The sequence below is a fragment of the Pseudomonas sp. 3-2 genome (genome assembly GCF_019710535.1).
GTDB classification, from domain to species: domain Bacteria; phylum Pseudomonadota; class Gammaproteobacteria; order Pseudomonadales; family Pseudomonadaceae; genus Aquipseudomonas; species Aquipseudomonas pharyngis.
Genome location: NZ_CP081200.1, coordinates 5,564,311 through 5,577,770 on the forward strand (window position 1 = coordinate 5,564,311; position 13,460 = coordinate 5,577,770).

Consider the following 13,460-nt stretch of genomic DNA (forward strand, 5'->3'; position numbering starts at 1 on the left):
GGGTGGATGGTCTGGCCTCTTCGCGAGCAAGTCGAGTCGTCGCACCGCCGCTCCCACATTTGGAATGCGTTTCCCTGTGGGAGCGGGCTTGCTCGCGAAGGCGTCCGTGCAGACAATGCAGGCCTCAGGCGAACAACATTCGCCGCAATTCCACACAATCCTTCGCATGCCAGTCGGTCAACTCCGGCCATGGATTGTCCGGCAGGTTCACCAGCACCGTGCGTGCGCCCGCCGCCCGGCCGCAATCAAGATCAAACCGGTAATCACCGACCATCACCATCTCGTTCGCCGGCACTTGCCAGGCCTCGGCCAGTTTCAGCAGACCACCCGGATGCGGTTTTGGCTGTGCTTCATCGCGGCCCAGCACATCCTCCACCGCAAAACAGTCAGCCAGGCCGATGGCCTCCAGCGTCACGTGGGCCAGCTCCCGCGCATTGCGGGTCAGGATGCCGAGGCGATAGCCTCGGGCGTGCAGGTCGCGCACCAGCTCCACCGCGCCGACCGCCGGGGTCGAGCCGAGCGCCAGATCGCGCTCATGCTCCAGCAGCCACGCATGTTTCGCCGCCGCTTCCTCGGCGGGCAATGCCGCGAGGTGGGTGAGGATGTCGTCCTCCGCCGGGATCGACAGCGCCACGCGAATCGCCGCGAAATCATGCACCGCGACGGTCAGGGTGCCGTCCATGTCGAACACCCAGTGCCGCACTTCCGCCAGACTCATGCCCAGTCCTTGCGATGACGGATCAGGCCTTCCTGGGTCACGGACGCCACCAGTTGCCCGGCGCGGTTGAACACGCTGCCACGGGAGAACCCGCGAGAGTTGCCGGCCCACGGGCTGTCCATGGCGTAGAGCAACCAGTCATCGGCACGCAGATCATTGTGGAACCACAAGGCGTGGTCGAGGCTGGCGACCTGCATGTCTTTCTGCCAGACCGATTTGCCGTGCGGCAACATCGAGGTGGTCAGCAGACCGAAGTCCGAAGCGTAGGCCAGCAGGTATTTGTGCAGCGCCGGGATGTCTGCCAACGCGCCGTCGGCGCGGAACCACACGTACTTGATCGGATCCGCCGGTTGCGGGTTGTACGGGTCTTTTTCAGTGACCGGGCGCACTTCGATCGGCTTCGGGCACAGCAGCTTTTCGCGCATGTGTTCCGGGATCAGGTGCGCGCGTTGCTGGGTCAGTTCCAGCTCCGACGGCAGGTTTTCCGGGCCGACCACCTGAGGCATCTGGCTCTGGTGCTCGAAGCCTTCTTCGTCGTACTGGAACGAAGCGCTGCAGGTGAAAATCGGGTGGCCCTTCTGGATCGCGGTCACGCGGCGGGTGCTGAAACTGCCGCCGTCGCGCACACGGTCAACCGAGTAGACCACCGGCAACTTGGCATCGCCCGGACGCAGAAAATAACCGTGCATCGAATGCACATGGCGCGCTTCTTCAACGGTCTGACTGGCCGCCGACAGCGACTGGCCGAGCACCTGGCCGCCGAACAACTGGCGAAAGCCCAGATCCTGGCTGCGACCACGGAACAGGTTTTCCTCGATCGGTTCGAGGGTCAGCAGATCCACCAGATCTTCCAACACTTGGCTCATTCAGACTCTCCTCACACAACGCTATGCCGCGCAGCCCTGGCTGCGGCGGCCAATTCAGATTCTGGCGCGAGCCATTGATCGCGCCATTGTAAACGTCCGTGTCGGCTTAGCCATGCAAGGTCTGCAGCCATTGCTCCCGGGTGATGCGGTACAACACATGTCGACTTAACGGATGGTCGACAGCCAGTTTCGGGTGATCGAAATCGTCGGCTGGATCGTGATGCATGCCGATCGCCTGCATGACTTTTTCCGACGGCAGATTGCTCTGCGCGGTGAAGGACACGATCTCCTTCAGGGACAAACGGTCAAAGCCGCAACGCAGCGCGGTCCACGCCGCTTCGCTGGCATAACCCAGGCCCCAATGTTCCTTGGCCAGCCGCCAGCCGATTTCCACCGCCGGGGTGAACGGCGCATCGAAGCCGACCACGCCGAGCCCGGTAAAACCGATGAATTCGCCAGTGTCTTTGCGCTCCAGCGCCCACAGGCCGTAACCGTGTTCGGCAAAATGCCCACGCACCCGGCCGATCAACGCGGCGCTTTCCAGCCGACTCAAAGGCGCGGGGAAGTAGCGCATCACCTGCGGGTCGGCGCACATGGCCGCGAACGCCGGCAAATCCTCGTCCTGCCATTGGCGCATCAGCAGCCTTGCGCTTTGCAGCTCCAGTATCGGTTCCATCCCGCCCCTCCGCTTGATGCCGTCAGTCTACATCGCTGTTAGGCTTTGCACTCTTTCCTGCAGCCTTTATGAATAGTCCACCATGCCGTTGCCGCTGATCTACCACGAAGACTACAGCCCGGAATTTCCGGCGGATCACCGCTTCCCCATGGACAAGTTCCGCCTGCTGCGCGATCACCTGGTGGACAGCGGCCTGACACGCGACGAAGACCTGCTGCGCCCCGAGTTGTGCCCTGCCGACATTCTCGCCCTGGCCCATGACCGCGGTTATATCGAACGCTACATGAGCGGCGAGTTGTCCCGCGAAGACCAGCGGCGCCTCGGTCTGCCGTGGAATGAAGCGCTGGCGCGACGCACGGTGCGGGCGGTCGGCGGTTCGATTCTGGCAGCGGAAAAAGCGCTGGAACATGGCCTGGCCTGTCACCTCGCCGGCGGCACCCATCACGCCCACTACGACTACCCCGCCGGGTTCTGCATCTTCAATGACCTGGCAATCATCAGTCACTATTTGCTGCAAAGCGGTCGGGTGAACCGGGTGCTGATCTTCGACTGCGACGTGCATCAGGGCGACGGCACTGCGCGGATTCTGCACAACACGCCGGAAGCGATCACCGTTTCCCTGCACTGCGAAAAGAATTTTCCTGCACGCAAGGCCGAAAGCGACTGGGACATTCCGCTGCCCAACGGCATGGGCGACGCCGACTACCTGAAAGTTGTCGACGACGCACTCAACTATCTGCTGCCGCTGTATCAGCCGGACCTGGTGCTGTACGACGCCGGTGTCGACGTGCACAAGGACGACGCCCTCGGTTATCTGCAACTGACCGACGAAGGCGTCGCCGCCCGCGACGAAAGCGTGATGCGCCACTGCCTGGGTCGCGACATCCCGGTGGTCGGGGTGATCGGCGGCGGCTACAGCAAGGATCGCCACGCCCTCGCCCGCCGCCACGGGATCCTGCATCACAGTGCGCAGCGCGTCTGGCAGTCATCCGGTTGTCATTGAGTTGTGCTGCGTTACCCACAATGGCTGTGGAACGGCCTGTGGATAACCTGAGCGAAAGGGACTACAGCCCACGCTGAACATGGCTTGCAGCGCACTGGTTGTTTTTTGATCAGGTCTGACGATGGCCGCTGCTGCTAGAATGCGCGGCTTATTCCGCCACGCTATTGCCGCTGCCATGACCCAGACTTCCGCCGCCCTTCCCGCTCACGTCGCCATCATCGGCGGTGGCCCCGCCGGCCTGATGGCCGCCGAAGTGCTGAGCCAGGCCGGAGTCCGCGTCGATCTGTACGACGGCATGCCCTCGGTGGGCCGCAAGTTCCTGCTGGCCGGGGTCGGCGGCATGAACATCACCCATTCCGAAGCCTACCCGGCGTTCCTCTCGCGCTACGCCGAACGCGCCGCGAACATCGCCCCGCTGCTGCGCGCGTTCGACGCCGATGCACTGTGCCGCTGGATTCACGAACTGGGCATCGAAACCTTCGTCGGCAGCTCCGGCCGGGTGTTCCCCACCGACATGAAAGCCGCGCCATTGCTGCGCGCCTGGCTCAAGCGCCTGCGCGACAGCGGCGTGGTTATCCACACCCGCCACCGCTGGCTCGGCTGGGACGAAAAAGGCGCACTGCGCATCGACAGCCCGGAAGGCGAGAAAACCCTTTCCCCCGACGCCACCCTGCTCGCCCTCGGCGGCGGCAGCTGGTCGCGACTGGGCTCCGACGGCGCGTGGATGCTGCCGCTGGAGCAACGCGGTGTAGGACTGGCGCCGTTGCAGCCGAGCAATTGCGGCTTCGAGGTGCAGGCCTGGAGCGAAGTGATGGTCAGCAAATTCGCCGGCGCGCCGCTGAAAAATATCGCCATCGGTTTGAACGACGATGTTCCGCGTCTGGGTGAATGCGTAATTACCGCAACCGGCATCGAGGGTAGTTTGATCTACGCGCTGTCGGCGCCGATTCGTGAGGCGATCAATGTGCACGGTGCCGCGACCATTCACATCGACCTGCTGCCCGGCCGACCTGTGGATAAATTGCAGGCGGCATTGAGCAAACCACGGGGTTCGCGCTCGATGGCCAAGCATCTGCACAGTCAGGTCGGGATTGATGGGGTGAAAGCGGCGTTGCTGCGGGAACTCACTGATGCGGCGACGTTTGCTGATCCGGCGTTGTTGGCGAGAGCGATCAAGGCTTTGCCGCTGACGCTGGTGAAAACCCGTCCGCTGGATGAGGCGATCAGTAGTGCTGGCGGGGTGACGTTCGAGGCGATGGATGAGCGGATGATGCTCAAGGCGTTGCCGGGGGTGTTTTGTGCGGGGGAAATGCTGGATTGGGAAGCGCCGACTGGCGGGTATTTGCTGACGGCGTGTTTTGCCAGTGGCCGGGCGGCCGGAGCTGGAATGCTGGACTGGTTGAAACAGCGTAACTGATCGTTCCCGCATTGCGCGGGAACGACCCTGTCTGACGCTTAAGGCTTACGCTTACGCGGCCCGGTATTGAACACCGGCACCTTGCGCACAGGCTTGATCGAAGGCTCCGGCGCCTGGGTCTCGCCGCTGTCCACCCACTTGCCCAGATTGCGCTTGCCACCGCCACCGGAAGCTTTCGGTTTCTTCGGCTTCTTGATCACCTGACCACTGGCATCGGTGTCCGGCACGCGGTGCTCGGGCACGAAATCCGGCTCAACCTCGCGCTTCAACGTGCTGCGGGTCAGCATTTCAATCGCCGACAACATGTTCACTTCATCGGCGCACACCAGCGAAATCGCCTCACCGGTCGAACCCGCGCGGCCAGTGCGGCCGATACGGTGAATGTAATCCTCGGCCACGATCGGCAGATCAAAGTTGACCACCAGCGGCAGGTCTTCGATATCCAGACCACGGGCCGCCACGTCGGTGGCCACCAGAATCTGCACTTCGCTCAGTTTGAAGCGGTCCAGCGCCCGCTGCCGGGTCGCCTGCGGCTTGTCGCCGTGGATCCCGTCGGCGTTCACGCCCAGGCCCTGAAGTTTCTCGACCAACGCGTCCACACCATTACGGGTCTTGGCGAACACCAGCACCTGCTTCCACTTGTTCTTGCGCAGCAGGTGCACGAACAGTTCCGGCTTGCGCTTCTTGTCCACCGTCACCACCCACTGCTTGACGGTGTTGGCGGCGACGTTGCGCGGGCTGACTTCGATGCTCTGCGGATCGTTGAGCATCTGCCCGGCCAGCAGGCGGATGTCATCGGAGAAGGTTGCGGAGAACAGCAGCGTCTGCCGCTTCTTCGGCAGCGCGCGGTAAATGTTCGCCAGCTCTTCGGAAAAGCCCAGGTCGAGCATGCGGTCGGCTTCGTCCAGCACCAGGGTCTGCAGCTGATTGAACTTCAGCGCGTTCTGGCGGAACAGGTCGAGCAGACGGCCCGGGGTCGCGACCAGCAGATCGACGCCGCCGCGCAGCTTCATCATCTGCGGGTTGATACTGACGCCGCCGTACACCGCGTAAGTGCGCAATGGCAGGTTTTCGGCGTATTGGCGCACGGCTTCGTGGACTTGCTCGGCCAGCTCGCGGGTCGGCACCAGAATCAGCGCGCGCACCGAGTTGGCGGTGACTTTCGGCCCTTCCATCGCCAGCAGTTGCAGCAGCGGCAAAGCGAAACCGGCGGTCTTGCCGGTGCCGGTCTGGGCCGCAGCCATCAGGTCGCGACCGGCCAGCACGGCCGGAATGGCTTGCGCCTGCACCGGCGTCGGGGTCTGGTAGCCGAGCTTCTCGAGGGAGCGCAGCAAGGGTTCGATCAGGCCAAGGGTGGCGAAAGTCATGGGAGTACCGTAGGAAAAATCAGAGCGGTTGTGCAAAACAAGTATGCGATGACGCGCAGTTTACCCTAATTCCCACGCTGCTCCGTCGCTATGACCTTCGCTGCGGCAGCCGGCTCGCTGACCACCGGCGACCGCGCCGGACGCCGCCACTGCGGCAGACTGATCAGCACCACCGCGCCGATGATCACCAGCATCGCCAGCGCCTCTTCGATGCCGATGGTCTCGCCGACAAACACGATCCCCAGCAACACCGCCACCGCCGGGTTGACGTAGGCATAACTGGTGGCCGCCGCCGGACGAACGTTTTTCAACAGATACATGTAAGCGTTGAAGGCGATGATCGAGCCGAAGAAGATCAGGTACGCCAGCGCCAGCCAGCCTTCCAGCGGCGGCATGGCCTGCAGGTGCTCACCGCTGGCCGCGCTGCCGATCAACAGCACCACGCCGCCCACCAGCATTTCCACGGCACTGGCCATTGCACCCTGGGGCAGCGGCAAGTGCTTGCTCCACACCGAACCGAACGCCCAGCTCGCCGCCGCGAAAATCAGCAACGCCGCGCCCAGCGGACTCGATTGCAGGTTGGAGCCCATGTTGAGCATCGCGATGCCAATAATCCCCATCACCACCCCGGCCCACTCCAGGCGAGTGTTGCGCGCGCCCCAGAAATAACCGCAGAGCAAGGTAAACAGCGGCACCGTCGCTACCGCCAGCGCAGCAACACCCGACGCCACGCCGCTGTGCTCGGCCAGGGTCACCGCGCCGTTGCCGAAGCTCAGCAACAAAATCCCGATGATCCCCGCCGCCTTCCACTGCGCCCAGGTCGGCGCCGGTGCTCCGCGCCAGCGCAGGAACGCGTACATCAGGGTGCCGGCAATCACGAAGCGCACGCCGCCGAGCATCAGCGGCGGCCAGTATTCGACGCCGATGCGGATCACCAGATAGGTCGATCCCCAAATCACGTACAGCGCAAAAAACGCAGCGATCAAGGGCAGGGAAAAACGGCGCAAGGCAGACATGGGCAGCTCGAAAGTCAGACTCAGGGGATGGGTTATTCTAGAAAGGCCAACCGCTAAAAATAAGTTACAAAACCTGTTTATAGCGCCGGTACACTTTTGAAAACACGGAGATCGACGGCCAAAACCGCGATTTCGAAAGTCTGGCATTTTCAGGAGTCCGACCTTGGACAAATACGACCGCATGCTGCTCAGCGCCCTGCTCGAAAACGGTCGCGCGTCCTACGCCGACCTCGCCCGCAAAGTGAACCTCTCAGCCCCCGCCGTCGCCGAACGCGTGGCCAAACTCGAGGCCAGCGGCGTCATCACCGGCTACTCGGCCAAAGTCGACATGGCCAAACTCGGCCTGCCGATCCAGTGCGTTATCGAACTGCGCCTGAACCAGCACGGCAACCCGAAGGTGTACGACGAACTGATCAGAATTCCGCAACTCACCGAATGCCACCGCGTCACCGGCGACCCGTGCGTGATCATGCAGGCAGCCGTGGGCTCGATGACCGAGCTGGAAGAACTGATCAACCGGGTGGCGAAATTCGGCTTCAGCAAGACCTCGATCGTGTTGTCGAGCGCGATAGAGAAGCGGGTGCCGCTCGGCCACATTGAAGGCAACGGCAAATCCTGAGACAAGAGTGATCCCTGTGGGAGCGGGCTTGCCCGCGATGAGGCCATCACATCCAACAATTTGGGTGACTGACAATACGCCATCGCGGGCAAGCCCGCTCCCACAGGGAAATGTGTTTGCCTGAAAATCAGCGATAGCGCTGAAGGTGCTCACCGACCTTGGCGGCCGGGACTTTCTGCAACTTGCACAGCAGATCGTGCGATAGCTCCCGCACCCCATGCTTGCGCCGCAACTCTTCAGCCATGTGCGCCATCAGGTTCGCCGCCATCTCCGCATCCGCCATCGCCCGGTGCGCCTGACCGGTGTGCGGCAGTTGAGCGAAGGTAGTGAGCGTACCAAGCTTGTGGTTCGGCGCCGCCGGCATCAGACGACGGGCCAGCAGCAGCGAGCAGGCGAAGTTCTGCAAACGGGTACGTTTGATCCGGCCCAGTTCGAAGTCCCAGAACTTCTGGTCGAACGCGGCGTTGTGCGCCAGCAGCGGCGTGCAGCCGACGAATTCGTTGACTTCGTTCATCACTTGCTCGGCCGACGGCGCGGTGCGCAGCATGGCGTTGCTGATGCCGGTGAGTTGTTCGATGAAGGCCGGGACGCGGACGCCGGCGTTCATCAGGCTCTGGTAACGCTCGACGATGCGGCCGTTTTCCAGCATGACCACGGCGATTTCCGTAGCCCGGCAGCTGCTGCTCGGCGAGATGCCGGTGGTTTCAAAGTCGATGACTGCAATGCGTTCCAAACCGGGTTCAACTCCGTTCAATTCTTGAGCAACGCTCAGTTTTTCAACAGCAGTGCGCCTTCGATCGGCACATAACGGCTGGCGGCGCGGATCAGCGAGTTGGCGGTCAGGCCGGGAACGCCGTAGGCCACCGCTTGCACGCCGTGTTTGTTGATGATGCGTTCGAGCAGCATGTCGAAGTCGCCATCACCGGAGGCCAGGACGATTTCGTCGACGTGGTCGGCGGCGTCCATGATGTCGAGGGTGATGCCCACGTCCCAGTCGCCCTTGGCCGAGCCGTCGCTGCGCTGGATGTAGGGTTTGAGTTTCACGGTGAAACCGAGGTTGCGCAGGATCTGCTGGAACTGCTGCTGTTTGCTGTCGCCCCGGTCGATCGCATAGGCGTAGGCCTCGACGATCTGCCCGTGCTGGCTGACATCCGCCCACAGCGCCGCGTAGTTGAAGTGGCAACCATAGGCCTGACGCACGGTGTAGTAGAGGTTCTGCACATCGGCGAACACTGCGATTTTTTTCACCGGAGTTCCTGTGAGCGCTGACGCGCATGAGCCGGATCAGGCACCTGGCCCGAAAAAGGCGCTCAGTATGCCAGCCCGAAGGAAGGTTCCGCGAATAATCGGCCCGGGGCGATCAGGCGCCCCGGACGAATGGTGAATCAGACGAAGGAATCGTCGTCATCGAAGAACGATGAGTTGTCGTCGCTGTAGTCGGTGTCGGCAAAGCCGCCCTGATCATTACCGTAGGTGTCGTTGTTGGCCATGCGCTGGTCATCGCCCCAGCCGTTGTTGCTCTGGTCGTTGACCTGGGCCGGCTCTTCCTTGATGACTTCGACGATTTCTTCCGGCTGCTGGTTGTGATGGAACAGGCTGCTGATGCCTTGTGCCAGCATCACGCCACCCGCCACACCGGCCGCCGTTTTCAGGGCACCGCCGAGGAAGCTGCTGCCGGCCGCCGGAGCCGCTTGTTGCTGGCCATAACCCGGTGGTGGCGCGCCGAAATTCTGTTGCGGCGCGGGCGCACCGAAATTCTGCTGCGGTGCCGGCTCACGCCAGCCGCCGGTGGACGCCGGGGCGCTTTGGGGCGGTGCCGGGCGCGGGCTGCTGCCACCGAAGATGCTCGACAGGAAGCCACCGCCGCTGGAGGCCGGCGGCGCGCTCTGCGCCTTGGCCGATTGCAGTTCGGCCTGCAATTGCTTGACCTGTTGAGTCAGTTGTTTGTTCTGTTCGTCGAGGCTCTTGAGGGCAGCCTCCTGCACCAGAATCGCCTGGGTCATGAAATAACCTGCGGCCGGCTGGCGCGTCAGGTGTTCCTTGATCCGCGCTTCAGCCAGTGCGTCGCGCGGGGCTGCCTCCGTTTCGGCCTGTTGCAGCCGGGAAAACAGTCCGTCGATCAGGGTTTGTTCTTCGCTGTTCATGGCGACCTCGTAGATTGCCGGAGATAACGTTGCCCTCCTCCACGTCGGAGGAGGCGCACCTCTGTAATGGAGGCAGCAACAGAATGTTTCAATGACCTTTACCGAACGTTTACGTTTGCGCAGCGAAACGGATCATCGGTTAAAGTGGGCCACTGTTTTTGACCTGCGATACCGACTGATGAATGCCTTCGATGTGCTGCGCGACTCCCTGTATTTCTTCAAACGCAATCTGGGCCGGATCGTCCAGTTGTGCCTGCCGCTGGTGATTGTCGAAGCCGTGCTGCAACAGGTGGTCGACCATGCCAGCGACCCGGACGGCTACTCGGCCATCAGCGTGATCGTCGGCCTGCTGGTGTATCCGTTGTACACCGCCGCGCTGATTCTGTTTCTCGATGCCCGCACCCGCGGCGAATCCCCGCAAACCCGCGATCTGCTGGCGATGGCCGCTCGTCTTTGGCCGCGCTTTGCCCTGCTCACCGCGCTGAACACGCTGTTGATCCTGCTCGGGCTGTCGCTGTATTTCCTGCCGGGGCTGTGGCTGATGGTCACCCTGGCCTTCGGTGAATACCTGCTGGTGCTGCGCGGTTACGGGCCGTTGCAGGCGATGAAGGAAAGCCTGCGCCTGAGCCGTGGGCATTTTCTGCGGATTCTGGTGTGCATCCTGTGTGTAATGGGGCCGCTGTGGCTGCTCAAGGGCCTGACCCTGCAGGTCTATCCGGATCCGCAAAATCCATTGATCGCGGTGCTGATCGACAGCGGCCACAGCTTCCTGCAACTGTTCACCAGCGTGGTGCTGTTCCGCCTGTTCATGCTGATCAGCGAATTGCCCGACAAACGTGACGGATTAGTCTGACTGCACCGAGCTTGGGCTGATCGATGGGTCTCGGGTATGCTCGGGACCACTTCCGTATCGCTATAAGCCGAGCCATGACCCGTCTACTGCGCTACATCCTGTTGCCCGTACTGCTCGCCCTCGCCCTGATCGGCACGCTGATCTACAGCCTGACCTGGCGCCCCGACGCCCGGGAAACCCTGCCGGTCAGTTGCATCGGGCAACCGCCGACGCTGGTCCCCGGCCAGGCCCTGAAGGTCATGACCTGGAACGTGCAATACCTGGCCGGCAAGCGCTACGTGTTCTGGAATGACCTGGCGCAAGGCGACGACGAAGCCCCGACCCCGGAAGACATGGCGTTCAGCCTCGATGAAGTGGCGCGGGTGATCCGCGACGAACAGCCCGACGTGGTGCTGTTGCAGGAACTGGATGACGGCGCCAAGGCCAGCGACTATCAGAACCAGCTCAAGCTGTTGCAGGAGCGCCTGACCGACCTCTACCCGTGCAGCGCCCACGCCTTTGACTGGAAGGCCGACTTCGTCCCGGATCCGCACATCTTCGGCAGCGTCGGCCGGCAACTCGCGACCCTCAGCCGCTACCGCATCGAACACGCCGAGCGCCTGCAATTGCCGGTGCAGCCGGCGAACCTCATCAGCCGTCAGTTCCAGCCGAAAGATGCGCTGCTCGCCACCACTTTGCCGCTCAGCGATGGCGGGCAACTGGTGGTGTTCAACACCCATCTGGATCGCGCCGTACAGCCGGACGACACCTTGCAGGCGCAGGTGACCGCGGTGGCCAAGGTTCTCGACAAACACGAAAGCCACGGCACGCCGTGGCTGATCGGCGGTGACTTCAACCTGTTGCCGCTCGGCCAGTACCGGCGCCTGCCCACCGAGCAGCGCACGCCTTACTCCGCCGACAGTGCGCTGCATGTGCTGTGGGACAAGTACCCGATGATCCCGACCAACAACGAAGCCAGCGGCATCGACCGCGCCAAATGGCTGACCCATTACCCCAACGACCCCGGCCTCAACGGCCCGGACCGCACGGTCGATTACCTGTTCTACAGCCCGAAGATCAAACGGGTCGAAGCCACGGTGCGGCAGGACGATACCTTGCGCATTTCCGATCATTTACCGGTGATTGCCAAGTTCCTCCTGCCGCCCAACTGACCTCAATGAGTCTCTTCGAGATCATCGTGCAACAGCCCGAAGATCTGCCGCTTCATGTCGATGAATGAGCGCTCCATCACCATGTCCAGGGTGCGTGGGCGTTCGATCGGCACATCGAGAATCTGCTTGATCCGCCCAGGCCGCGCGCCCATCACATACACCCGGTCGCCAAGCAGGATCGCCTCGTCGATGTCGTGGGTGACGAACAGCACGGTCTTCTTGCTGTTGCCCCACACCCGCAATAACAGCTGCTGCATTTGCAGGCGGGTCTGGCTGTCGAGGGCGCCGAAGGGTTCGTCCATCAGCAGGATCTGCGGATCGTTGGCCAGTGCCCGGGCAATCGCCACCCGCTGCATCATGCCGCCGGAGAGCTGCTTGGCGTAGTTGTCGGCAAATCCCGACAGGCCGACTTCGTGCACATAGTGATCGACAATCTCCTTGCGCTTGGCCGCCGGCATGCCCCGGCGCTTGAGGCCGAACTCGACGTTCTGCCGCACGGTCAGCCACGGAAACAGCGTGTAGCTCTGGAACACCATCCCGCGATCCGCGCCGGGGCCCTGCACTTGCTGGCCGCCGACGTAGATTTCGCCGGAGCTCGGCTCGGCCAGGCCGGCAGTGAGGTACAACAGACTCGACTTGCCGCAGCCCGACGGCCCGACCAGTACCGCGAACTGCTGATCCGGCACTTCGAACGACACTTCTTCCAGCGCAGTGAATGTACCGCCGCCGGGTTTGCTGTAGCGCAGGCTGACCTTGTCCACCTGCAACCTTGGCGCGGCGTGGGCCGGTGCGGCGACTGGCTCGATGAAACGACGGTTGGCAGCGGTTACTGAGCCCATGCGGCAATCCTCAAACGCAAGAAGCGGAACAGTTGATCGGTGACCAGGCCGAGCAGGCCGATGATCGCGATGGCGAGAAAAATCACATCGACCTGAAAGCCGCGCATGGCCTTGAGGCTCAAGTAACCAAGGCCACTCGATGCGGCGACCAGTTCGGCGACCACCAGATAGGTCCAGGCCCAGCCCATAGTCACCCGCAAGGTGTCGAGCACGCCGGGCAACGACGCCGGGGCGATCACATGCAGCACCGCGTCACGCCGGTTCGAGCCGAGGGTGTAGGAGGCGTTGATCAAGTCCTTGGAAATGCCTTTGGACACGTCGGCGATCATCACCAGTTGCTGGAAGAACACGCCGAAAATGATCACCGACACCCGCTGCTCCAGACCGATACCGATCCACAGGATGAACAGCGGCACGAACGAGGTCACCGGCAGGTAGCGGATGAAATTGACCAGCGGTTCGAGGAACGCCTGGACGATGCGAAAACTGCCCATCAACAAACCCAGCGGCACCGCCACCAGCGACGACACGATGAAACCGACCATCACCACTTCGACACTGGCCCAGACATGCTGGCCCAAGGTGCCGTCACGGCTCAGGCGCACGGCGGCTTCGACCACCGCGCCGGGCGTCGGCAGGAACATCCCCGGCACGACGCCGCCATAGGACAACCCGGCCCACAGGCCGACCAGCAACACCCAGGCCAGCCCGCTGGCGCTCCACACCACCGGCACCGGCAAGCCGGTCTTCGGCGTGATGCAACGGCTCAGCCATGAATTGCGCTTGAACAT

The 13,460-nt window shown here is 62.7% G+C and carries 15 protein-coding genes; 5 read left to right on the forward strand and 10 right to left on the reverse strand.

The window, feature by feature from the left end; all coding sequences use genetic code 11:
• Positions 1-124: 124 nt before the first annotated feature.
• The 3 genes from K3819_RS25245 to K3819_RS25255 form a co-directional block, all read right to left on the reverse strand.
• On the reverse strand, positions 125-718 hold the full coding sequence (locus K3819_RS25245; RefSeq protein ID WP_221398150.1) for an HAD family hydrolase: 594 nt from the start codon (positions 716-718) through the stop codon (positions 125-127).
• Positions 715-1,584, reverse strand: a complete 870-nt coding sequence (tesB, locus tag K3819_RS25250) for an acyl-CoA thioesterase II (protein ID WP_039771793.1) — start codon at positions 1,582-1,584, stop codon at positions 715-717. The genes K3819_RS25245 and tesB overlap by 4 nt, the downstream gene beginning before the upstream one ends.
• Positions 1,585-1,690: 106 nt before the next feature.
• Complete coding sequence (locus K3819_RS25255; protein WP_064599611.1) at positions 1,691-2,260, reverse strand: GNAT family N-acetyltransferase; 570 nt, start codon at positions 2,258-2,260, stop codon at positions 1,691-1,693.
• 82 nt (positions 2,261-2,342) lie between these two features.
• Here K3819_RS25255 and K3819_RS25260 point away from each other — a divergent pair, with 82 nt between their 5' ends.
• Together K3819_RS25260 and K3819_RS25265 are read left to right on the forward strand one after the other, a co-directional pair.
• A complete protein-coding gene (locus K3819_RS25260; protein ID WP_007958746.1) occupies positions 2,343-3,263 on the forward strand; it encodes a histone deacetylase in 921 nt (306 codons plus the stop codon).
• Positions 3,264-3,438: 175 nt separating this feature from the next.
• Positions 3,439-4,680 (forward strand): TIGR03862 family flavoprotein, encoded by a 1,242-nt coding sequence (locus tag K3819_RS25265; RefSeq protein WP_221398151.1) that lies wholly within the window; start codon positions 3,439-3,441, stop codon positions 4,678-4,680.
• Positions 4,681-4,718: 38 nt separating this feature from the next.
• Here K3819_RS25265 and K3819_RS25270 read toward each other — a convergent pair whose 3' ends face one another.
• Together K3819_RS25270 and yedA are read right to left on the reverse strand one after the other, a co-directional pair.
• Complete coding sequence (locus tag K3819_RS25270) at positions 4,719-6,047, reverse strand: DEAD/DEAH box helicase (RefSeq protein WP_221398152.1); 1,329 nt, start codon at positions 6,045-6,047, stop codon at positions 4,719-4,721.
• A gap of 65 nt (positions 6,048-6,112) precedes the next feature.
• Positions 6,113-7,063: a drug/metabolite exporter YedA gene (gene yedA / locus K3819_RS25275; protein ID WP_085612579.1), complete on the reverse strand. Its 951-nt coding sequence runs from the start codon at positions 7,061-7,063 to the stop codon at positions 6,113-6,115.
• Positions 7,064-7,226: 163 nt separating this feature from the next.
• Between yedA and K3819_RS25280 the strand changes: the two genes are divergently transcribed.
• Positions 7,227-7,682: an Lrp/AsnC family transcriptional regulator gene (locus K3819_RS25280; RefSeq protein WP_085612578.1), complete on the forward strand. Its 456-nt coding sequence runs from the start codon at positions 7,227-7,229 to the stop codon at positions 7,680-7,682.
• Positions 7,683-7,809: 127 nt separating this feature from the next.
• Here K3819_RS25280 and K3819_RS25285 read toward each other — a convergent pair whose 3' ends face one another.
• The 3 genes from K3819_RS25285 to K3819_RS25295 form a co-directional block, all read right to left on the reverse strand.
• A complete protein-coding gene (locus K3819_RS25285) occupies positions 7,810-8,415 on the reverse strand; it encodes a PolC-type DNA polymerase III (protein WP_221398153.1) in 606 nt (201 codons plus the stop codon).
• 35 nt (positions 8,416-8,450) lie between these two features.
• Complete coding sequence (locus K3819_RS25290; protein WP_007958730.1) at positions 8,451-8,930, reverse strand: NYN domain-containing protein; 480 nt, start codon at positions 8,928-8,930, stop codon at positions 8,451-8,453.
• A gap of 137 nt (positions 8,931-9,067) precedes the next feature.
• A complete protein-coding gene (locus K3819_RS25295) occupies positions 9,068-9,826 on the reverse strand; it encodes a DUF2076 domain-containing protein (RefSeq protein WP_221398154.1) in 759 nt (252 codons plus the stop codon).
• A gap of 178 nt (positions 9,827-10,004) precedes the next feature.
• On the opposite strand from K3819_RS25295, the gene K3819_RS25300 reads away from it, so the two are divergent.
• A complete protein-coding gene (locus tag K3819_RS25300) occupies positions 10,005-10,679 on the forward strand; it encodes a YciC family protein (protein ID WP_218190803.1) in 675 nt (224 codons plus the stop codon).
• Positions 10,680-10,753: 74 nt separating this feature from the next.
• Positions 10,754-11,830 carry an endonuclease/exonuclease/phosphatase family protein gene (locus tag K3819_RS25305; RefSeq protein ID WP_221398155.1) on the forward strand — a complete coding sequence of 359 codons (1,077 nt, stop codon included), beginning with the start codon at positions 10,754-10,756 and terminating at the stop codon, positions 11,828-11,830.
• A gap of 2 nt (positions 11,831-11,832) precedes the next feature.
• Here the strand turns inward: K3819_RS25305 and K3819_RS25310 are convergent, their stop codons facing one another.
• Both K3819_RS25310 and K3819_RS25315 read right to left on the reverse strand, forming a co-directional pair.
• Positions 11,833-12,669 carry an ABC transporter ATP-binding protein gene (locus tag K3819_RS25310; RefSeq protein WP_221398156.1) on the reverse strand — a complete coding sequence of 279 codons (837 nt, stop codon included), beginning with the start codon at positions 12,667-12,669 and terminating at the stop codon, positions 11,833-11,835.
• On the reverse strand, positions 12,657-13,460 hold the full coding sequence (locus tag K3819_RS25315) for an ABC transporter permease (RefSeq protein WP_064599626.1): 804 nt from the start codon (positions 13,458-13,460) through the stop codon (positions 12,657-12,659). The genes K3819_RS25310 and K3819_RS25315 overlap by 13 nt, the downstream gene beginning before the upstream one ends.